This window comes from Flavobacterium sp. HNIBRBA15423, from assembly GCF_052655965.1.
The window spans coordinates 1,102,133-1,121,815 of the sequence record NZ_CP199751.1 but is presented as its reverse complement, the minus strand read 5'-3'; the positions used below and the strand labels follow the sequence as shown (position 1 = coordinate 1,121,815).

General features: G+C 29.2%; 21 protein-coding genes. 13 read left to right on the top strand and 8 right to left on the bottom strand.

From position 1 onward, the window contains the following. Positions 1-214: 214 nt before the first annotated feature. Both ACULEV_RS05090 and ACULEV_RS05085 read left to right on the top strand, forming a co-directional pair. A complete protein-coding gene (locus tag ACULEV_RS05090; protein ID WP_445457589.1) occupies positions 215-1,810 on the top strand; it encodes an RNA-directed DNA polymerase in 1,596 nt (531 codons plus the stop codon). Next, the gene (locus ACULEV_RS05085) at positions 1,807-2,538 is read left to right on the top strand and encodes a hypothetical protein (protein ID WP_445457588.1); all 732 of its coding nucleotides are present in this window, start codon (positions 1,807-1,809) and stop codon (positions 2,536-2,538) included. Before ACULEV_RS05090 ends, ACULEV_RS05085 begins: the two co-directional genes overlap by 4 nt. 44 nt (positions 2,539-2,582) lie before the next feature. Here the strand turns inward: ACULEV_RS05085 and carB are convergent, their stop codons facing one another. Both carB and rpmH read right to left on the bottom strand, forming a co-directional pair. Beyond that, entirely contained in the window at positions 2,583-5,435 is a 2,853-nt protein-coding gene (gene carB, locus ACULEV_RS05080) for a carbamoyl-phosphate synthase large subunit (protein ID WP_445457587.1), read from the bottom strand. 305 nt (positions 5,436-5,740) lie between these two features. After that, positions 5,741-5,902 carry a 50S ribosomal protein L34 gene (rpmH, locus tag ACULEV_RS05075; protein ID WP_008464848.1) on the bottom strand — a complete coding sequence of 54 codons (162 nt, stop codon included), beginning with the start codon at positions 5,900-5,902 and terminating at the stop codon, positions 5,741-5,743. Between the two features lie 165 nt (positions 5,903-6,067). Between rpmH and ACULEV_RS05070 the strand changes: the two genes are divergently transcribed. Further along, entirely contained in the window at positions 6,068-6,583 is a 516-nt protein-coding gene (locus ACULEV_RS05070; protein ID WP_445457586.1) for a DUF2892 domain-containing protein, read from the top strand. 64 nt (positions 6,584-6,647) lie between these two features. Here the strand turns inward: ACULEV_RS05070 and ACULEV_RS05065 are convergent, their stop codons facing one another. Both ACULEV_RS05065 and ACULEV_RS05060 read right to left on the bottom strand, forming a co-directional pair. After that, a complete protein-coding gene (locus tag ACULEV_RS05065) occupies positions 6,648-7,541 on the bottom strand; it encodes a lytic transglycosylase domain-containing protein (RefSeq protein WP_445457585.1) in 894 nt (297 codons plus the stop codon). Positions 7,542-7,544: 3 nt separating this feature from the next. After that, complete coding sequence (locus ACULEV_RS05060) at positions 7,545-8,216, bottom strand: alpha/beta hydrolase (protein ID WP_445457584.1); 672 nt, start codon at positions 8,214-8,216, stop codon at positions 7,545-7,547. A gap of 205 nt (positions 8,217-8,421) precedes the next feature. Here ACULEV_RS05060 and ACULEV_RS05055 point away from each other — a divergent pair, with 205 nt between their 5' ends. Further along, positions 8,422-8,703, top strand: coding sequence for a GNAT family N-acetyltransferase (locus ACULEV_RS05055; protein WP_445457583.1), 282 nt, complete (start codon positions 8,422-8,424; stop codon positions 8,701-8,703). Positions 8,704-9,224: 521 nt separating this feature from the next. Here the strand turns inward: ACULEV_RS05055 and ACULEV_RS05050 are convergent. The 3 genes from ACULEV_RS05050 to ACULEV_RS05040 all read right to left on the bottom strand — a co-directional run bounded on the left by ACULEV_RS05050 (position 9,225) and on the right by ACULEV_RS05040 (position 11,952). Continuing rightward, a complete protein-coding gene (locus ACULEV_RS05050) occupies positions 9,225-10,175 on the bottom strand; it encodes a hypothetical protein (protein ID WP_445457582.1) in 951 nt (316 codons plus the stop codon). Positions 10,176-10,540: 365 nt separating this feature from the next. Continuing rightward, on the bottom strand, positions 10,541-10,774 hold the full coding sequence (locus ACULEV_RS05045) for a hypothetical protein (protein ID WP_445457581.1): 234 nt from the start codon (positions 10,772-10,774) through the stop codon (positions 10,541-10,543). 11 nt (positions 10,775-10,785) lie between these two features. Next, positions 10,786-11,952: a THUMP domain-containing class I SAM-dependent RNA methyltransferase gene (locus ACULEV_RS05040; RefSeq protein WP_445457580.1), complete on the bottom strand. Its 1,167-nt coding sequence runs from the start codon at positions 11,950-11,952 to the stop codon at positions 10,786-10,788. Between the two features lie 222 nt (positions 11,953-12,174). Here ACULEV_RS05040 and ACULEV_RS05035 point away from each other — a divergent pair, with 222 nt between their 5' ends. The 9 genes from ACULEV_RS05035 (at position 12,175) to ACULEV_RS04995 (ending at position 17,801) form a co-directional block, all read left to right on the top strand. Beyond that, a complete protein-coding gene (locus ACULEV_RS05035; RefSeq protein ID WP_445457579.1) occupies positions 12,175-12,918 on the top strand; it encodes an SAM-dependent methyltransferase in 744 nt (247 codons plus the stop codon). After that, positions 12,918-13,628, top strand: a complete 711-nt coding sequence (locus ACULEV_RS05030) for a ZIP family metal transporter (RefSeq protein ID WP_445457578.1) — start codon at positions 12,918-12,920, stop codon at positions 13,626-13,628. Before ACULEV_RS05035 ends, ACULEV_RS05030 begins: the two co-directional genes overlap by 1 nt. 75 nt (positions 13,629-13,703) lie before the next feature. Further along, positions 13,704-14,516, top strand: a complete 813-nt coding sequence (murQ, locus tag ACULEV_RS05025; RefSeq protein ID WP_445457577.1) for an N-acetylmuramic acid 6-phosphate etherase — start codon at positions 13,704-13,706, stop codon at positions 14,514-14,516. A gap of 10 nt (positions 14,517-14,526) precedes the next feature. Next, complete coding sequence (locus ACULEV_RS05020; protein WP_445457576.1) at positions 14,527-14,991, top strand: hypothetical protein; 465 nt, start codon at positions 14,527-14,529, stop codon at positions 14,989-14,991. 2 nt (positions 14,992-14,993) lie between these two features. Then, positions 14,994-15,698 (top strand): hypothetical protein, encoded by a 705-nt coding sequence (locus ACULEV_RS05015; protein WP_445457575.1) that lies wholly within the window; start codon positions 14,994-14,996, stop codon positions 15,696-15,698. Positions 15,699-15,702: 4 nt separating this feature from the next. Beyond that, positions 15,703-15,930 carry a DUF6095 family protein gene (locus ACULEV_RS05010; RefSeq protein ID WP_445457574.1) on the top strand — a complete coding sequence of 76 codons (228 nt, stop codon included), beginning with the start codon at positions 15,703-15,705 and terminating at the stop codon, positions 15,928-15,930. Next, positions 15,917-16,498, top strand: coding sequence for a DUF1572 family protein (locus tag ACULEV_RS05005; protein ID WP_445457573.1), 582 nt, complete (start codon positions 15,917-15,919; stop codon positions 16,496-16,498). The genes ACULEV_RS05010 and ACULEV_RS05005 overlap by 14 nt, the downstream gene beginning before the upstream one ends. A gap of 108 nt (positions 16,499-16,606) precedes the next feature. After that, positions 16,607-16,972 carry a DNA topoisomerase IV gene (locus ACULEV_RS05000; protein WP_445457572.1) on the top strand — a complete coding sequence of 122 codons (366 nt, stop codon included), beginning with the start codon at positions 16,607-16,609 and terminating at the stop codon, positions 16,970-16,972. 58 nt (positions 16,973-17,030) lie between these two features. Continuing rightward, positions 17,031-17,801, top strand: coding sequence for a TerC family protein (locus tag ACULEV_RS04995; protein ID WP_445457571.1), 771 nt, complete (start codon positions 17,031-17,033; stop codon positions 17,799-17,801). A 134-nt stretch (positions 17,802-17,935) separates the two neighbouring features. On the opposite strand, the gene ACULEV_RS04990 is transcribed toward ACULEV_RS04995, so the two are convergent. Beyond that, positions 17,936-19,675 (bottom strand): cytochrome-c peroxidase, encoded by a 1,740-nt coding sequence (locus ACULEV_RS04990; RefSeq protein ID WP_445457570.1) that lies wholly within the window; start codon positions 19,673-19,675, stop codon positions 17,936-17,938. Between the last annotated feature and the right edge of the window lie 8 nt (positions 19,676-19,683).

Sequence of the window (19,683 nt, the reverse complement as noted above, 5' to 3'; positions counted from 1 at the left end):
AACCTTCTTCCTATTTTTACTAAAAAAGAAGCCAAAATCTCAAAACTACGTAAAAATACGTAGTAAAAACTATGAAAAATACGTATAAATACGTATTGTGAGTGTGAAATGGAAATATTATGTTTGTAAAGAAGGGATAGTTTTTAAATTTAAATAAATACTTTTTATTATTACTCATTTTAATAGTTATCCTTAATTCAATAAAATTTTAATTATGAGAAAATATTTTAAAAAAGCATTGACAAATATAATTAAGCATGGAGACACTGACATATTTCCATTCCCATTTGAAAGATATCTATTTGAAGAGAAATTTGATGAAACATTAAATATTTTAGAAAAATTTCATAGTAATTTAGAAAATGCAATTAGTGAATCACCACCATTAACTCTTGTAAAATTGAGTCCTGTAGGATATTATGGTTTTAGACAGGCAACTATGATAGAACCTTTTTGGAATGCCTATTTTTTAGGTCTAATAATTTCTTTAGCTGAAAAAATTGAAAAAACAAGAATAAAAGAAGATGATAAAAAAGTATTTTCTTATCGCTATGAATGGAATGATGAAAAAGGATCTCTTTTTAAAGATACTACTTGGATAAGTTATAAGAAACAATGCATTGAATATTCAAAAGATTTTGATGTTGTATTACAAACTGACATTTCAAACTTTTATCCTAGAATAAATCATCATAAATTAGAAAATGAATTAAAACGTGTAGAACCAAACACAGATATTCCTAAAAGAATAATAAAATTATTAAGTGTTTTTTCTGGAACCATTTCTTATGGTCTTCCAGTTGGAGGTCCTGCATCTAGAATTCTTGCAGAGCTTGCTCTTAATCATACTGATTTCCACTTAAAATCAAGAGGTATCGTTTTTTGTAGATATGCTGACGACTACACAATCTTTTGCAACTCCGAATCAGAAGCATATAAGATTCTTGTATTATTATCAGAAAAATTGGCAAATGATCAGCTTGGTTTACAAAAAGGTAAGACTAAAATAATGTCATCATTAGAATATAGAGAAATTCATCAGTTTCTTGACCCTAAACCAGCTGATGACGAAATCTCTGAGGAAGAACAAAAATTACTAAATATATCTATTCGTTTTGATCCTTATTCTGCAACTGCTGTTGAAGATTACGAATCTTTGAAAGATGCTGTTAGACAGATTGATATAATTGGAATACTTTCTAGAGAGGTCAACAAAACTAAAATTGATCAAACTGTTACTAAACAAGCAATTAATTCAATAAAAGTTTTAACAGATGAAAATCAAATACAAGCAGTTAAAATACTTTTACATCAAGATAATTTAATGACTCTCTCACCAGTTTTTACAACAATAATGAGATCAGTTAGAACTATATATGAAGAACTCACTGAGGAAGGAAAAGATATTGTTGACAAATCTCTTCTTGAATTATTTCATTCTGAAAGCTATCTAACTAAAATTGAATTAAACTTAAATTATATAGTCCAAATTCTTTCCATTCGTCATTCTCATCAAAAAGAAGAACTTTTTGTTAGGTTGTTTGATACTGAAACTAACCATTTTCTAAAAAGACAAATTATTATAGCAATGACAAATTGGGAAAGTCACTATTGGCTCGTAGATATAAAAAATCAGTTTACTTCTTTGACAACTTGGGAAAGAAGAGCTTTTATTTACTCTTCATATTGTCTTGGAGATGAAGGAACACATTGGAGAAAAAGTAATAAAAATTTACTTAGTAATGAAGAATTATTAATTAGAGATTGGTGTTCAGATAGAAAACAATCTAATAAACCAATACTTGTATGATTAGTGAAAGAGATATATCTGAAAAATTTAGTGCTATTTGGAAACAAAATTTACCATTAATGACCCCTAGTTTCATGAGAGTTTTTAATGAAGCCCAAATAAGAAAAATAAACAAAGAACCAATACCACCTGGAGAAAATATTAGATATGATATTGTTGCAGAAACATCATTCAATTTGTTAGAAATATCAATTGCTGAAAAAAAAACTGTTGATGAAATAATTTCCAATATTAAGATATTTAACAAAATTATATCTGAAACAGCTAAATCAATATGGACAACTGGCAATTATACTATAGCTGATTTAAAATTAGACAAAAATGAACTTGCAGAAATTCGCAAAATTTGTAGCAATACATTAGAGTTTATAGAATTAATCAAAAAAAATGAAATTGAATTTAAACCAAAATTAAAAGGATATAGTTTTATTCCTGATTTAACAGCTGATTTATCAATAGATGATACTTTATATGAGATTAAAACAGTAAATAGAAATTTTAAATCCAGCGACATAAAACAATTGTTTATTTACCTTGCATTAAAACAAGTAAGTGAAAATAAAAATTGGAAATATGCTGGACTTTATAATCCTCGAAAAGGAACATATTGTAAATTCAATGTAAAAAGTTTAATCTACAATTTGAGTGGAGGACAAACTCCAAATGAAACATTTGAAAATTTACTTAATGGATTAATTAGAGATATTGAAGTTGATAGTAAGTTTTAAATTAAACCAAAAAAATCCCAATCTCTCGATTGGGATTTCTATTTCTATTTACTCAAATACATTTTTCTTCTTGAATACAACTCATAGAACTGGTCGTCTTTTAAGTCATCTATAAACAAGATGCTTTCTCCAGTCGATTTCATTTCTGGTCCTAAGGCTTTGTTTACGTTTTTGAACTTGCTAAACGAGAACACTGGTTGCTTAATTGCATAGCCTTTTAATTGTGGGTTAAAAGTAAAGTCGGTTACTTTGTTTACTCCTAACATTACTTTAGTTGCATAATTCACATAAGGCTCTTGGTACGCTTTTGCAATAAAAGGAACGGTACGAGAAGCTCTTGGGTTGGCTTCAATGATATACACCGTATCATCTTTAATTGCAAATTGTATATTAATTAAACCTACTGTTTTCAATGCAATGGCAATTTTCTTAGTGTGGTCTTTTATTTGTTGCATTACAAATTCTCCTAAGTTAAAAGGAGGCAAAGTAGCATTACTATCTCCAGAATGCACGCCACAAGGTTCTATGTGTTCCATAATTCCAATAATGTACACATTTTCTCCATCGCAAATAGCATCAGCTTCAGCTTCAATGGCACCATCTAAATAATGGTCTAATAACAATTTATTTCCTGGAATCGATTTTAGTAAATCAATTACGTGTTCTTCGAGTTCTTGCTTGTTAATTACAATTTTCATTCCTTGTCCACCTAACACATAAGAAGGACGAACTAATAATGGAAAATCCAAAACATCAGCTAAAGCAGATGCCTCTTCCGCACTTTCAGCAATTCCAAATTGTGGAAATGGTATTTTTAATTCGGTCAATAAATCGGAGAAACGACCTCTGTCTTCTGCTAAATCTAAAGCATCAAAAGAAGTTCCAATGATTTTTACACCATGTTTCGATAATTTTTCTGCTAATTTCAACGCGGTTTGTCCACCTAATTGCACAATAACGCCTTCCGGTTTTTCATGTTGGATAATATCATAAATATGTTCCCAAAAAACAGGTTCAAAATATAATTTATCAGCCGTATCAAAATCGGTAGAAACCGTTTCTGGGTTACAGTTAATCATGATGGTTTCATAACCACATTCTTTTGCAGCCAAAACTCCGTGTACACAAGAATAATCAAATTCGATTCCTTGTCCTATTCTGTTTGGTCCAGAACCTAAAACAATTATTTTCTTTTTATCAGTTACAATACTCTCATTATGAACATAACGTGTTCCATCTGCTTTTTCAATTTCAGCTTCAAATGTAGAGTAATAATAAGGTGTTAATGCTTTAAATTCGGCAGCACAAGTATCTACTAATTTATAAACTCTATTAATTTTTTGCTCTTGACGTAATTTATAAACTTGGCTTTCCAAACAACCCATCATGTGTGCAATTTGTCTATCACCATATCCTTTTTGTTTGCCTTCTAATAGCAATTCTCTAGGAAGTGTATCTACTTTATAATTTGAAATTTCTTTCTCTAAATGGAATAATTCTTCATATTGTTTTAAGAACCACATATCAATTTTAGTAATCTCATGTATTCTACTCAATGGAATTCCCATGGCAATGGCATCATAAATGACAAAAACTCTGTCCCAACTTGCGAATGTTAATTTCTCAATGATTTGTTCGTAGTTCTTATATCCTTTTCCGTCAGCTCCTAACCCATTTCTTTTGATTTCCAATGACTGAGTAGCTTTATGAAGCGCTTCTTGGAACGAACGTCCAATTCCCATAACTTCACCTACAGATTTCATTTGAAGCCCTAACGTTCTATCAGAACCTTCAAATTTATCGAAGTTCCATCTTGGTATTTTTACAATTACATAATCTAATGTAGGCTCAAATAAAGCTGAAGTTGATTTTGTAATTTGATTTTGTAATTCATCTAAGTTGTATCCCAAAGCTAATTTCGTAGCAATTTTTGCAATAGGATAACCTGTTGCTTTTGATGCCAAAGCCGAAGAACGTGATACACGAGGATTAATCTCAATAGCTACAATATCTTCTTTTTCATCTGGTGAAACGGCAAACTGAACATTACAACCACCTGCAAAGTTACCAATGGCACGCATCATTAGAATAGCCATATCTCGCATTTTTTGATACGTTTTATCAGATAAAGTCATCGCTGGTGCAACAGTAATACTATCTCCAGTATGAATTCCCATTGGATCCATATTTTCAATCGTACAGATAATGACTACATTGTCGTTTTTATCGCGTAATAATTCTAATTCATATTCTTTCCAACCCAAAAGTGCTTTATCAATCAACACTTCGTGAATAGGAGACATTTCTAAACCATAAGTTAGTTTTTCGTCAAATTCTTCTTTAGTATGTACAAAAGCTGCTCCTGTTCCACCAAGTGTAAACGAAGGTCTAATTACTAAAGGAAAACCAAATTCTTGCGCAATTTCTTTTCCTTTTAAAAAGGAATTAGCTGTTTTTGCTGGTGCTGCTCCTACTCCTAATTGTTCAAGAAGTTGCTTGAATTGTTCTCTATCTTCAGTGATATTAATAGCATTGATGTCAACACCAATTAATTTCACACCAAAATCTTTCCAAATTCCTTTTTCATCTGCTTCAATACACAAATTCAAAGCTGTTTGTCCTCCCATTGTAGGTAAAACTGCATCAATTTGTGGATGTGCTTTTAAAATTTCAATAATAGATTTTGTGGTTAAAGGTTTTAAGTAAACATGATCTGCCATAGTTGGATCTGTCATGATTGTCGCTGGATTAGAATTAATAAGAATTACTTCTAAACCTTCTTCTTTTAAGGAACGAGCCGATTGCGAACCTGCATAATCGAATTCGCACGCTTGACCAATTACAATAGGACCTGACCCTATAATTAAAACCGATTTGATAGAATTGTCTTTTGGCATTGTGTAGTTATTGTTGTTGTGTAGTTATATATATTCTCTATTTATGTCTTTCAAAATTAACCTTAACCTAGATGGTAGCGGAAATTCTTTTTATTATTTAGTCTTGCTATCCTTTATTATTTACTATTCTGTAAAAATAAAAAGATTATCTCATTGTTCTACTATTTTTAAGGTATTCGATGAATCTTATTTGTAGCAAACAGTTGTAAAGAGCTTCAAAAAAATAGTAAAATTTAAGAACAGATTAAAAAAAAGGTGTTACTAAAAAATAGTAACACCCTTATATTGTTGCTTGGCAAGGAACATTATTTTTTATGTCTAGGTTCGCTAGAAACAGTCAATTTGTGTCTTCCTTTAGCTCTTCTACGAGCAAGCACTTTTCTTCCGTTTGCAGAAGCCATTCTATCCATGAAACCGTGCTTGTTTCTTCTTTTTCTTTTTGATGGTTGAAATGTTCTCTTACTCATTGCTTGTATTTTTAAAATCTATAAATAAATCGAATTTTTTATCTCTTGGCTTACCTTCCTGTAAAACCGAGTGCAAATATACAAAGTCTTTTTTCATTAGCAAGTACTTTTTTAAAAATATTTTTAATTGATTTTATTACCTTTGCAACACTTAAAAAAATAATTATGTTCAACAAAAATATTAAATTAATCATTGCAGGATTATTAATTGCTTTAGGAATTTATCAAATCATTGAGAGAAGTATTGGAAATGGAATCTTCTTGATATTATTGTCAACCATTTTTATCTTCTTATATTTTAAAAACGAAATGATTTTATTGGCTTTTTTAAAGTTGAGAAAACAAGATATGGATGGTGCTAAAAAATGGTTAGACAAAATTAAGAGTCCAGAAGGGGCTTTAGTAAAGAAACAACAAGGTTACTATAATTACTTAAATGGAATTATGGTTTCTCAAACGAATTTAACCCAAGCAGAGAAATTTTTCAAAAAAGCAATCCAATTAGGTTTATCAATGGATCAAGATTTGGCTCTAGCCAAATTACAATTAGCCGGAATTGCTATGACTAAAAGACGTAAAATGGAAGCTAATACTTTATTGACTGAAGCTAAAAAGCTAGACAAACATGGTATGCTGAAAGAACAAATAAAAATGATGAAAGAACAAATGAAGAAAATCTAATTCTTTCTTTTATAAAACAGAAAAAGCACTCAATGAGTGCTTTTTCTGTTTTATAAAATCTTTCTTATTCTTTTGAATAACCTGCTGTAGGTATTGCAATTTCATATTTCTTTTTTGATTTGTTTGGCAATGATTTATCTCTTAACCAAGGATTATGAATTTTTAAAATTTTATAATTAATTCCTTGCGAAAGAGCAAAATCTGCTAAATCTGTAACTGTTGAATCAACCTCAATTTTCTTCACCGGTATTTCAGAATACAAAGCGTGAGCTGGTATTTCAAATCCGTATTTTTGAGGGTTTTTCATAATTTCTTTTAAAGCTAATATTCTGTAAACATAGCGTGCCGTTTCTTCGGTTAATAAAACATCATAATAGCTATTTACCTTTTGAGATTCTAATTGACGTTGCACTCCAGCCATTCCTCCATTATAGGAAGCAGCAGCTAAAGTCCAATTGCCAAATTTCAAATAGGCTTCTTTTAAATAGGAACAAGCAGCTTCTGTCGATTTTTCTAAATCATAGCGCTCGTCTACAAAATCATTTACTTCCATTCCTTTTTCTTTAGCCGTTGTAGGCATAAATTGCCACACACCTCTTGCTCCTGCTGGTGAAACAGCATTTACTAAACTACTTTCAATTACTGCTAAATATTTGAAATCATCTGGAATTCCGTTTTTAGCTAAAATGGGTTCGATTATAGGAAATACTTTGTTGGCTCTTTTAATTACCAAAGTAGTATTAGTATGATAATTAATATTAGTTACCATTTCTCTATCTAATCGTTCTTCCACATCAGCCATAAACGTAGGTACTTCTTCTTGTGCAAAATTCATTTGTGTAGGATAATCTACATGTGCTATTTGTGCTACATTAGTTTTAGTAGCATAAATAAATAAAGCACTGACTGCGATTACAGCACAAATTAATACGAATCTTTTAATAACATCCTTCTTCATAATTTATTTCTTTTCTGTTAGGTAAATAATTTTCGGCAAATTTTCATTAAGCCATTTGTATTTATTAATAATCATAATATGTGTTCCTCCTTTTACAACGATAGCATTTTGTATGTTTTGTATCGGAAAAACTTCATCTGCGTCACCATGAATGTGAATTACATTCTCATCTGCTTTGTCTCTAGACCATAAAATTACACTTTCTATCGCCCAATCCAAATATTTTTTGTCTCTCACACTCAAATATTTTTCATATAACTTTAATCTACTAGAAATTATATTTTCTCCAAAAGCATATTTAACTAAAGTTTCAACATTTGATAACAAACTAGTAGGTATCAATTTATAAGCCAAAGTTTTTTTAGCAATCTTCATTCGACTTGGCATCTCTTTGTTTGTCTTAACACTGGAAATGATAATTATCTTTCTAGTGTTAATCCATTTTGACATTTCCTGAACTAAAATACCTCCAAAAGAAACTCCGATTAAAACTGGATTTTCATGTTTAATTTCTTTTGTCATTCTTAGTGCATACTCTTCCAAGGTTTCTTTTGTTTTAGGAACAAACCATTCTAAAAAATACATTTCAAATTCATCTTCAGGTAATTTTATATTTTCAAATATGATAGGACTTGCTGCTAAACCAGGCATGAAGTAAACAGGTATTCTAGACATTGTAAAGAAGATTAACTTTAATCAAAGTATAAAAGTACTATAAATCTTTCATTTTTCAGTACTTATTTAACTTTTAAGAATAAAAAATCATAAAAGTTAAAATAATTTGAATTTGATTATCAAATCGTTAACTTTGCCTTGTATTTTTTTAACCAGTCAATATTTTTTTATTGATTGTTAAATTTAAAATCTAAAGCATTAACCGATGGAAATTAAAGACAATGAGTTATTAAGACAATTTGAGATTATTACTGACACAGGATTAGTATCTATCGAATATTCGTTACAAGAGCGTAAAATATTTTTAACTAAATTTTGCGAAAACGAAAATTCAGACGAAGAACTACATGAAGAATTTATTAAAAATGTATTAGCTATTGCTGAAGAAAGGAAACTAAAAGTTGTTCCAACTCATTTAAAAATAATCAAGTTTTTTAGGAAAAATAGGAAATATCAAGAAATGCTTCCACCAGGAATTAAAATATAATAAAAGAAGAGGCTGTCCCAAAATAAGGGCAGCCTCTTCTTCTATACTAAATAAATATCTATTTAATTTAAAAATATTCTACTCTATTTCTCTAACTCCTTTTGCAAATATCCATTTCATAAATATTTTTTCTCCTTCACGAGTTTTCATGTATTGAAATTTTGGAGAAAGTACTAATGAAACTATAAAAGCTGGCCAGCTATCCAAAAACCTATTAAAGTAGTAAAGAGAAAACAAATGATACAACAACAAAGTTTTATTATGAATTTCATAAAAATGCTTCCCAATTTCACAAAGTTATATTTTTTTCAAATCATCTGAAAAACCTATGATATACAAAATTCCACTTTACCTACAAGATCTTTCCTATTTAACAGACTATATAAGAACAAAGTATATATAAAAAATAATAAATTAAAACCATCATATAGGCTTACAAAGAATTAAATTAAGGAAAACTTTAGACCTCTATAATCATCCGTAATTCTACATTCAACTCTCTACTTTGATTCCATCATATATTATTTTCCTAAATAAATGAATGTATTGGTAGCTGTAGTTCCAATGCTTTGACCGAAAGAGTCAATTTGTACAATTTTTAAAAAAGATTTAGCCGAGTCAATATTACCAGTCGTCGTACTGGAAGTTATTCTTACTCTTATATCCGTGTCAACTGCTGGTTTTATTAAGGCTTTCGTGGCTACATCCCCAAGATCTCCATAATTAACGGTACGAGAATCCCCAAAAAATCCGATATTTGCAGATGGCAAAATTACGCCAGTTGTAGCGTTTTGCAATTCATAAAAAGCAAATGCGGAATATCCAGGAGTCCCGATTGAGCCTATCATACACTCAATCTCGTAAAGTTTATTAGCTTTTAATGTAACTACACCCGCGTTTATAGTCATATTTCCAGCAACAGCCGTAAAACCTGTTAATGTTTGAGCACCATTAGGTATTGTTGAAGATAACTTAGCATATAGATATTCCGGTGTATTGTCAGCCATTGGCAAATTAGCTCCAATACCCAAAGCAGTAGCTTGAGCTTGTTGGGTGGCTGTTAAACTTGTTTTTGCTCTACCATCCAATTTTACATAACCGTTAAAATCTGAACTCCAAAGAGCATGTATTATTTGACCATATTCCGCAATTTTTTCACCTGCAATTCTTTGCCAATTTGAACCATCAAAATAATAATAACCTATTTCTGTAATATTAGCTGTTGCAGCATTTGTAGAACCACTTAAATCTGTTACAAACAAAATAGCTCCAAGTTGATCCGTTGAATAGGCTGTTTTATCAATAAGTTCTGCCCTTGTAATTCTAGGAGGTATTACTCCATCTGGAACTGTAGTTACTGCTGGTTTACCAGTAACATCAAGTGTTGCTTTTGGAGTTATATTATCTATACCCACTTGTGAAAAAGATAGAATAGATAATAAAAGACAAATTAATAATATTGAATTTTTCATTTTTAAATATTTAATATTATAAACTTGAACTCAATTATTATGTTTAATTTATTAAACTCTAATCAAATTTAAAATATGATTTAGCAGGTAATGCATTATGAAATTTTAATTATAGAACTCAACTTAATTAATTAGTATTCATAATCTTAGTTAGTCGCATACAATTAAGTACAGAGTAATACAAATATAAATAAAATTATAATTCTTAGAAAATTTTCAAAGAAAAACAAGTTCAAGCTATTATGTAAAATAACTATTCTTTATTACACAAATCCCTAAAAAACAACAAAATAAAAACATTTAATGAGTTCAATTCAGTAAAAAATACAAATCAACAAATTTTTTAATGAATCTAATAGCTTAGCTTAATGAATCTCTCTAATTCCTTTTGCAAATATCCATTTCATAAATATTTTTTCTCCTTCATGAGTTTTCATATATTGAAATTTTGGAGAAAGTACTAATGAAACTATAAAAGCTGGTCCAGCTATCCAAAAACCTATTAAAGTAGTAAAAGTCATTATCAATAAATAAGCTGGAACATAAAAAACCGTAAAACCAAATAGGTTGTATAAGAATGCTTTTGTTTTTTTACTCATAACACTATATTTTAATCTTCATTTTCAACTTGAAACTTTGTTCGTTTGCTTCCAGCATACATTTCGTATTTAACAAAACGTGCTTCTAATTTTCCATTAAACAGTTTAATTTTTCGACTTGGTTTTAAACCTACAAACTTCAACGCTTCTAAATTTGCAGTAATAAACCAAACATTTGTATTTGGATATTTTTGCTTCATAGTGTCTCCTATTTCTCTGTAAAAACGTTCCATTTCTATATCCAAACGTTCTCCATAAGGAGGATTGAAAACCATGTGCAAAGGTCCTTCTGACATTTTCTCTGTTTCAAAGAAATTCGCTTGACGAATAGAAATATACTCCTCTAAATTTGCATTGCGAATATTATCTTTGGCTTTTGTTACAGCACTTGGAGCTTTATCATAACCTGTAATCGTGTAATGAAACTCTCTTGTTTTCTTTAGTAAAGATTCTAAAACCTTATCAAACAACTCGCTATCCCAATCTTGCCATTTTTCAAATGCAAATTCTTTACGATTTATATTCGCAGGAATATTACAAGCAATCATAGCTGCTTCTGCTAGTACTGTTCCACTACCACACATAGGATCAATGAAATGAGTTGTTCCATCCCAACCAGAAAGCAACAACATTCCAGCTGCTAGAACTTCATTTATAGGAGCAATATTAGTAGCTGTTTTATAACCTCTTCTATGCAACGATTCTCCAGAACTATCTAAAGAAACAGTCACTAAATCTCTATCGATATGTACATGAATGCGTAAATCTGGAAAATCTTTATCAATATCTGGTCGTTTTCCTGTTTTATCTCTAAATTGATCTACAATAGCATCTTTAGTTTTTAAAGCCACGAACTGACTGTGATTAAAATGCTCTGAATGCAGCGTAGTTTCTACTACAAATGTTTTATATTCGGTAAGATAATCTGACCAATCTATTTTTTGAATTCCTTCATACAAACTCTTATCATTATAAGCCTTAAATGTTTTTATAGGTTTTAAGATTTTTAAAGCTGTACGCAAAGCCAAATTAGCTTTATACATAAATCCTTTATCACCAATAAAACTTACTACACGCGTTCCTTGCTCTACTTTTTGAGCTCCTAATTGTATTAATTCTTTGGCCAATAACTCTTCAAATCCAAATAAGGTTTTGGCAACCATTTTAAAATTTTCCATTTTCAAAAATCAATTTCAATTGCAAAATGAATTGCAAATGTGTGAAATACCATAAAACCAAAATCTAAAAAAGTATAAAAATTGGTATTAAAGTGCAAAAATACATTAATTTTCTTCTAAAAGTAGCTTTTATTGTATTTGAAAAGAATGAAAGCAGATATGTTCCAATGAGAGCAAAAAATTATGTAATTTTGCAAGATTAATTTGGTGAGCAAAAGAATAATGATAGAAAATAAAAATTTGAGTACACAAAAATGGTATGCCTCTTGGTTTGATAGCCCTTTTTACCACATATTATATAAAGATAGAAATTACAATGAAGCCCAACACTTCATGGATAATTTAACAGGTTATCTAAACCTTCCTGATCATGCAAAAATATTAGATTTAGCTTGTGGAAAAGGAAGACACTCTATTTATTTAAATTCGCTAGGTTATGATGTAACTGGTGCCGATTTGTCTGAAAATAGCATAGCAGAAGCATCAAAAGCAGCAAATGAGACTTTACGTTTTAAAGTTCACGATATGCGTGATACTTGCAAAGAAAAATATGATGCTATTTTTAACCTTTTTACCAGTTTTGGGTATTTTGAAAAAGACGAAGATAATTTAACCACCATAAAAGCCATTCATAATAGTCTAAGCGAAACAGGTTTTGCTTGTATCGATTTTATGAATGTAGATTATGTAATTGCTAATTTAGTTCCTGAAGAAGTAAAAACGGTTGAAAATATCGATTTTCATATAAAAAGATATGTAAAGGAAAATCACATTTATAAAGAAATTCGTTTTACCTCAGAAGGTGAAGATTATCATTTTACAGAAAAAGTACAAGCATTACGACTAGCCGATTTTGAACAAATGATGGAAGAATCAGGAATTTATTTATTGGATATTTTTGGTAACTATAAATTACAAAAATTCTTTAAAAACGATTCGGAACGTTTAATAATGATTTTTAAATAATGGATTATAGTATCTATATTTTACCGCTACTATCTGTATTGATAGGCTATTTTATTGCTCTTTTTTTACGTCCAAAAAGCAAAAAGAATTTAAAATTATTATTAGCTTTCAGTGGTGCTTTTTTATTGTCTTTAACGGTAATGCATTTATTACCAGAAGTCTATGAAACTGATTTACATCATACTCACGACCATCATCATAATCACAATAGCGCAATAGGAATTTTTATTATGATTGGAATTGTATTTCAAATTGTTTTAGAATACTTTTCAAAAGGAGCTGAACACGGTCATGTTCACGGTCATCAAACCATGAATCAAATTCCATGGTTATTGTTTTTTAGTTTGTGTTTACATGCATTATTAGAAGGAATGCCTATAAGTAATCAAAATCACTTAGCTTATGGAATTGCGATTCATCATTTTCCAATTGCTATTATTTTGACCACTTTCTTTTTGAATGCTCATTTGAATAAAAAAGCTATTTTCTTTTTCATGATTATTTTTGCTTTTATGACACCTATTGGAACATTTTTAGCCGACAATCTTCTTTTTTTAAAGAATTATTACACTCAGATTTCTGGAATTGTAATTGGTATTTTATTTCATATTTCTTCTACTATTATCTTTGAAAGCAGTGAAGGGCATAAATTTAATTTGGCAAAACTTACTGCTATTATTTTAGGTATTATTTTGGCTTATTTTATTTAAGGTATAATTTCCAATATTAAAATTCCAAATTCCAAAAAAAATCTTCGTATTTTAGCTACTTCTCAACTTAAAATAATGAGCTTCACTAAAACCACTGAACAATCCTCCAAATACGAACATTTAGAACAAATGTCAGTTAAAGATTTGTTGACCAATATTAATAAAGAAGATCAAACTGTTCCACTAGCCGTAGAAAAAGCAATACCACAAATTGAAGTTTTAGTTACAGAAATTGTTTCTAAAATGAAAGAAGGCGGTCGACTTTTCTATATTGGTGCAGGAACTTCTGGTAGATTAGGTATAGTAGATGCATCAGAATGTCCTCCTACTTTTGGAGTGCCTTTTGATTTAGTTATTGGAATTATTGCTGGAGGAGATTTAGCCATTAGAAAAGCAGTTGAAAATGCAGAAGACAGTACTACTCAGGCATGGTTAGATTTACAAAAATGGAATATTACTACAAAAGATGTTGTAGTAGGAATCGCAGCTTCAGGAACAACACCTTATGTGATTAAAGGTCTAGAAAAATGCAATGAAAAAGGAATTAGTACTGGTTGTATTACTTGTAATGCTGGAAGTCCGTTAGCTTTAACCGCACAATTTCCTATTGAAGTGGTTGTAGGACCAGAATTTGTTACAGGAAGTAGCCGAATGAAAGCAGGAACTGCACAAAAATTAGTTCTAAACATGATTTCTACTGCAACGATGATACAATTAGGCAAAGTAAAAGGCAATAAAATGGTCGATATGCAATTGAGTAACGATAAATTAGTAGATAGAGGTACTAAAATGATTATGGAAGAAATTGCGGTAGATTATGAATTAGCAAAAAAGTTATTACTTAAATATGGCAGTGTTAGAAACGCTGTTACTAATTATAAATCTTAAATACACTAACATGAAAAAAATAGTTATACTACTTAGTTTATTGATTACTAATTTCATTTTTTCACAACAAATTGAAATTAGAGACAATAAATTTTATATAGATGATAATTTAGTTTACAAACATGAAATTACAAAAACATTAGCAGCCAATCCAGCGGCATTAAACTTATATAAAAAATCACGAACTAAAGAATCAGTTGGTGGTCTTTTATTAGGAGGTGGAATAGGATTAATTATTGGAGATGTGGTAAAAGGTTTAGTTTCTGATACCGATTATCCTTCTGGTTTTACTTATGTAGGAGCTGGATTAATAGGAGTTTCAATTCCAATTCTTTCAGGAAGAACTAGAATGAGAGATAAAAGTATCGAATTATATAACGAAAGTGTAAAAGGAAATAGTCCAAGTTTAGGTTATCATTTTGATATGAAAGTGATTACTAATACAAACGGAATAGGTTTAAATATAACCTTTTAAATTTGAAGAAAAGAAAAAAATACTACAATGGAAAAGTTGTACTTTTTGCTACTTTTACCACTATTGTTTTAGTGAGTTGTTATTTTTTGTTTTCTAATAAAACGTTTCAATATTGTTCCAATGAAAATTATTTACTAGGTATTCATGATTCATTACCTGTAATTGAAATTAACTATAACAATTATAGAAATGACATTTTAGAAGAAATTTCTTTAAAACTGAATAAAGAAACCTGTTGCAAAACTCATGAGTTTCTTTTGAAATTAAGTGCAAATGAAACGGTGAATGTAACACTTTTTAATTATTGCAGGAGTTGTGGTATAATATGTGGTAATAGGTCATTTACTCGTATTTTATTAAATCGAAAAAATCAGGTATTAGTTAATGAAAGACCGATACCTAATGATTCTTTAGTTAATTATCTACATAAATTATTAAAAAAACCTATTACAAGCTATGATTATGTAGAAAACGTTTCAATAATGTGGGATTTAACAACTAATAAACAAGAGATTGAAAAAACTTTTATAGCCATTAAAAAAGCTTACCAATTATATTATGAAGAAATAGCTTTGCAACGATTTGGAAAGCATATTTGTCAACTAACAAAAAAAGAAAAAGAAGAAATAAAAAGGAATCAATCTAGTATATATCTTGGTGCTGGAAATCGAATTTTTGAACTGATTCCTCCACCTCCAAAACAATAATAATATGGGAACAAATAGAAAATTATTAGCCAAAGGCATTAAATACTTATCGGGTTGTTTGCCCTTAATGGCTATTGGACCAATAGTGATTAATAGTTCGTTTAAAAATGAGGATAGCCCATATTATCCTTATGTATTATCAATTGGAATCTTATTATCAGCTATTGCAATTTATCTGGGATTTAAAGGAATTAATACTATAATGAAAAGTTTATTTGATGGAAACAAGTAATATTTATTTAGAAAGTGTAAAAAAGCAAATGCTTTATTACAAAACTGTGGCAGAAAAAGCAATTGAGCAATTAGAAAATGATCAATTATTCATTTCAACAAATGAAGATACCAATTCTATTGCAACAATAATTAAACACTTGCATGGGAATATGCTTTCACGTTGGACTGATTTTTTAACAACTGATGGAGAAAAAGAATGGAGAATGCGAGATGCTGAATTTGATTCCAATTTTAAAGAAAATGACAAAAATAGTTTAATGCAACTTTGGAATGAAGGTTGGGCTTGTTTTTTTAATGCTATACATGCTTTACAACCAGAAGACTTATCCAAGATTATTTACATTAGAAATGAAGGTCAGACTGCTTTAGATGCTATCAACCGTCAATTAGCTCATTATCCATATCATATTGGACAAATTGTATTTTTTGCCAAAATGTTGAAACAAACGGAATGGAATAGTTTATCTATACCAAAAAACAAATCGAATAGTTATAATGCCGATAAGTTTGCCAAAGAAAAAAGCTTGAAACATTTTACTGATGATGAACTGAAAAAATTACAATAGCCCAGATAGAAGCGACATCCTTTTAATTGCTTTGACTAATCTTCTATGTTATTGAAGTTTTATGCAATTAAAAGATATAGCGAATAGCTGGAAATAGCTCCTAAAAAAATGAAAAAAATAATTATACTTCTCGTTTTAACATTAGTTTCTTGTTATGAACAAGAACGAAATTGCAGTAATTTTAAAACTGGAAATTTCGAATTTACTAGAGAAATTGATGGAAAAATGGAAACCTCGTATTTTGAAAGAAATGATTCTATTCAAATTGAAACTTTTAGAGAAAAGAAAGATACTTCATCGGTAAGATGGGTTAATGATTGTGAGTTTATTTTACAAAAAATAAACCCTAAATCCATGAACGAAAAAAATGCGGTTCAAATAAAAATTCTAACTACTAGCAAAAAAGGTTATACTTTTGAATATAATATTGTAGGTAAAACAAAAAAACAGCGTGGAACTGTAACAAAAAAGTAATAATTTACGTTTAACAACTTTAATTTTAAAACAAAAAAACAAATTAACCTTATTTACTATGGAAATTTTAACCAATCCAGATGCTTGGATAGCACTTTTAACCTTAACTTTTTTAGAGATTATACTGGGAATTGATAATATTATTTTCATCTCAATTGTAACAGGAAAATTACCTGAAGAAAAGCGTAAAAGAGCTACACGAATAGGGCTATTTCTAGCAATGTTTATGCGGATTGCATTACTTTTTGGTATTACTTTATTAATTGCAATGAAAGCTCCTTGGTTTAGCTTTGATTTTGGTTGGTTTTCTGCAGAAATTACAGGTCAGGCATTAATTTTACTTTTAGGAGGATTATTCTTAATTTATAAAAGTACTAAAGAAATACATGAGAAAGTAGATCATAAAGGAGAAGAAGAAAAGGTAATGAAAACAAAAGCAGCTGCTACTTTTGGTAGTGTAATTGGTCAAATTCTTCTTATTGACTTAATTTTCTCTATTGATAGTATTCTAACTGCTGTGGGTATGACGAATGGTGTAGAAGGAGCATTAATAATTATGATTACTGCTGTAGTAATTTCTGTTGGTGTTATGATGTTATTTGCTGTTCCTGTTGGAAATTTTGTAAACAAAAATCCTTCTATTCAAATTTTAGGATTGGCTTTCTTGATATTAATTGGTTTTATGCTAATTACAGAAAGTATGCACTTATCACATGCTGAGTTAGCTGGACAATATGTGGGTGCTGTACCAAAAGGTTATTTATACTTTGCTATTGCCTTTTCATTAGCTGTAGAATTTTTAAATATGAAAATGAGAAAGAAGAAATAACTTTCTATTTAGTTAGTTACCTACAACAGTACTTTTTTAAATCAAAAATTAAAAGAGAATAATCTAATAGATTAATTTCTACAATATATAATAAAACAATAAACTCTCATTTTGTGAGAGTTTATTGTTTTTTGTTAATACTTATCTGTTAATGTCTTTAAAAAAGCAATTAAATATTCTTTTTCCTGATTTGTGAGATTCAATTTATCAGAAGGAAGTGTTTGATATTCTAATTCTATTCCTAATCCAGAAGCACCTCCTTTATTATAGAAATCGATAACTTCTTCTAAAGTTGTATATATTCCGTTGTGCATATAAGGTGCTGTTTTTTCGATATTACGAACCGTGGGTGTTTTAAAAAAGTATTTTCGCTCTGCAGTTTTATAAATGTTATATCGACCTAAATCATCATCAATTTCAGCATTAATTGTATCTTTAGATTTGGGCACACCTATTAACTCTAATTCAGATTCTTTGAATTGTGTGGGCACTAAACCATTAAATAATGGAGCAAAATGACAAGTAGCACATTTACCTTTACCCATGAAAAGATTAAAACCATTAATTTCATTTTGAGTTAATGTGTTTTCCTTTCCTTGCATATTTAAGTCAAATTTTGAGTTAAATGGAGTTAAGGACATAATATAAGATGCAATTGCATTTCGGATTAAATGATTATTTATGTTTTTTTGGTACACTTTTTTAAATAAATCTACATATTCTGATTTTTCTAAAACTCTTTTTTCTAGGTCATTTAAGGATAAATGAAACTCATTTGGATTGTTAACCACATCTATAATTTGTCCTTCAAGACTTCCTGTGCGCTTGTCATGAAAGAAACCTTTTTGTAAGGCAGCATAGAATAAAGTAGGAGAATTTCTAGTAGTTCCTGGTGATTTAGCTAATTCATCTGTAAAATACAATTCTTTTTTGTGGCATGTAGCGCAACTTATATCTTTTTTATTTGATAAAGATTTATCTTCAAATAATAGTTTTCCCAAAGCTACTTTATTCTCTTGAATTGGGTTTCCCTTTTGATCTGTAAAATAATTAATATTGAAAGTCTCATTGGTAAACAAATTTTCTATATCATAATTTATAGCTTGTTTGAATGGAAACTCTACTTTCCAATCGGTTACTGTTTTATTCCATATTTCCAATGCTTCATGAGTATGATTTTTAATAAAAGAATATCTATCGAATTTTTCAAAGTTTTCGTTACCTAAAAAAGCAATACTACTTTCAATTTGGTTTAACCAATTTTGATATATTTCTTTGTTTCTAAATTCATTCTCATAAATTGTAATTATTTCTTTCAAAGCAAGATATACTGTTTTACTTTCTTCTAAAGAGTTTTCTAAAACTGGTGAATCGAAACCAGTAATGCCTGTTAATGCAACTCTATTAATTGCATCTCTTATAATCCAAAGTATATGATGGTTTTTTAAAAAATTAAAAGTCTGATTTTTATGTAAAAATTTAAATTTTGTACTTACTAAAGTCACTTGTTTTTCAAGTTCAACTAGATTTACATTTTCATTATATAATGTTTCTTCAATAACTTGAAAACCACTTGGCTCTTTTATTTTTACATCTGTAAAATCTTCTTCTTCTATTTTTAGAATATTGGGTTGATTAAAGAAAATATAATTATCAGCATCTAGAAAAGCTAGAATAGGTTCGCACGATTTAAAAAGCATTCGAGCTTCTAAATAATATACTTTTTTATCTTCAATATTTGAGGTTTCATTAAGTTTATCTAATGCGATAGAAGCATTCCATAAATTTTCTTTAAATTGAATTTCAAGTTTTTCTAAAGAAGATATTTCTTTGTATTCTTCCTTTTTCTTACAACTAAATGTAAAAAAAGCCAAAAGGCTAT

Coding starts and splice junctions, on each gene's coding strand:
- ACULEV_RS05005 (WP_445457573.1), top strand. CDS start 15,917: ATGGAAACAAGTAATATTTATTTAGAAAGTGTAAAAAAGCAAATGCTT.
- murQ (WP_445457577.1), top strand. CDS start 13,704: ATGAGCTTCACTAAAACCACTGAACAATCCTCCAAATACGAACATTTA.
- rpmH (WP_008464848.1), bottom strand. CDS start 5,902: ATGAGTAAGAGAACATTTCAACCATCAAAAAGAAAAAGAAGAAACAAG.
- ACULEV_RS05020 (WP_445457576.1), top strand. CDS start 14,527: ATGAAAAAAATAGTTATACTACTTAGTTTATTGATTACTAATTTCATT.
- carB (WP_445457587.1), bottom strand. CDS start 5,435: ATGCCAAAAGACAATTCTATCAAATCGGTTTTAATTATAGGGTCAGGT.
- ACULEV_RS05030 (WP_445457578.1), top strand. CDS start 12,918: ATGGATTATAGTATCTATATTTTACCGCTACTATCTGTATTGATAGGC.
- ACULEV_RS05000 (WP_445457572.1), top strand. CDS start 16,607: ATGAAAAAAATAATTATACTTCTCGTTTTAACATTAGTTTCTTGTTAT.
- ACULEV_RS05040 (WP_445457580.1), bottom strand. CDS start 11,952: ATGGAAAATTTTAAAATGGTTGCCAAAACCTTATTTGGATTTGAAGAG.
- ACULEV_RS04995 (WP_445457571.1), top strand. CDS start 17,031: ATGGAAATTTTAACCAATCCAGATGCTTGGATAGCACTTTTAACCTTA.
- ACULEV_RS05065 (WP_445457585.1), bottom strand. CDS start 7,541: ATGAAGAAGGATGTTATTAAAAGATTCGTATTAATTTGTGCTGTAATC.
- ACULEV_RS05010 (WP_445457574.1), top strand. CDS start 15,703: ATGGGAACAAATAGAAAATTATTAGCCAAAGGCATTAAATACTTATCG.
- ACULEV_RS05055 (WP_445457583.1), top strand. CDS start 8,422: ATGGAAATTAAAGACAATGAGTTATTAAGACAATTTGAGATTATTACT.
- ACULEV_RS05085 (WP_445457588.1), top strand. CDS start 1,807: ATGATTAGTGAAAGAGATATATCTGAAAAATTTAGTGCTATTTGGAAA.
- ACULEV_RS05035 (WP_445457579.1), top strand. CDS start 12,175: ATGATAGAAAATAAAAATTTGAGTACACAAAAATGGTATGCCTCTTGG.
- ACULEV_RS05045 (WP_445457581.1), bottom strand. CDS start 10,774: ATGAGTAAAAAAACAAAAGCATTCTTATACAACCTATTTGGTTTTACG.
- ACULEV_RS05070 (WP_445457586.1), top strand. CDS start 6,068: ATGTTCAACAAAAATATTAAATTAATCATTGCAGGATTATTAATTGCT.
- ACULEV_RS05060 (WP_445457584.1), bottom strand. CDS start 8,216: ATGTCTAGAATACCTGTTTACTTCATGCCTGGTTTAGCAGCAAGTCCT.
- ACULEV_RS05090 (WP_445457589.1), top strand. CDS start 215: ATGAGAAAATATTTTAAAAAAGCATTGACAAATATAATTAAGCATGGA.
- ACULEV_RS05050 (WP_445457582.1), bottom strand. CDS start 10,175: ATGAAAAATTCAATATTATTAATTTGTCTTTTATTATCTATTCTATCT.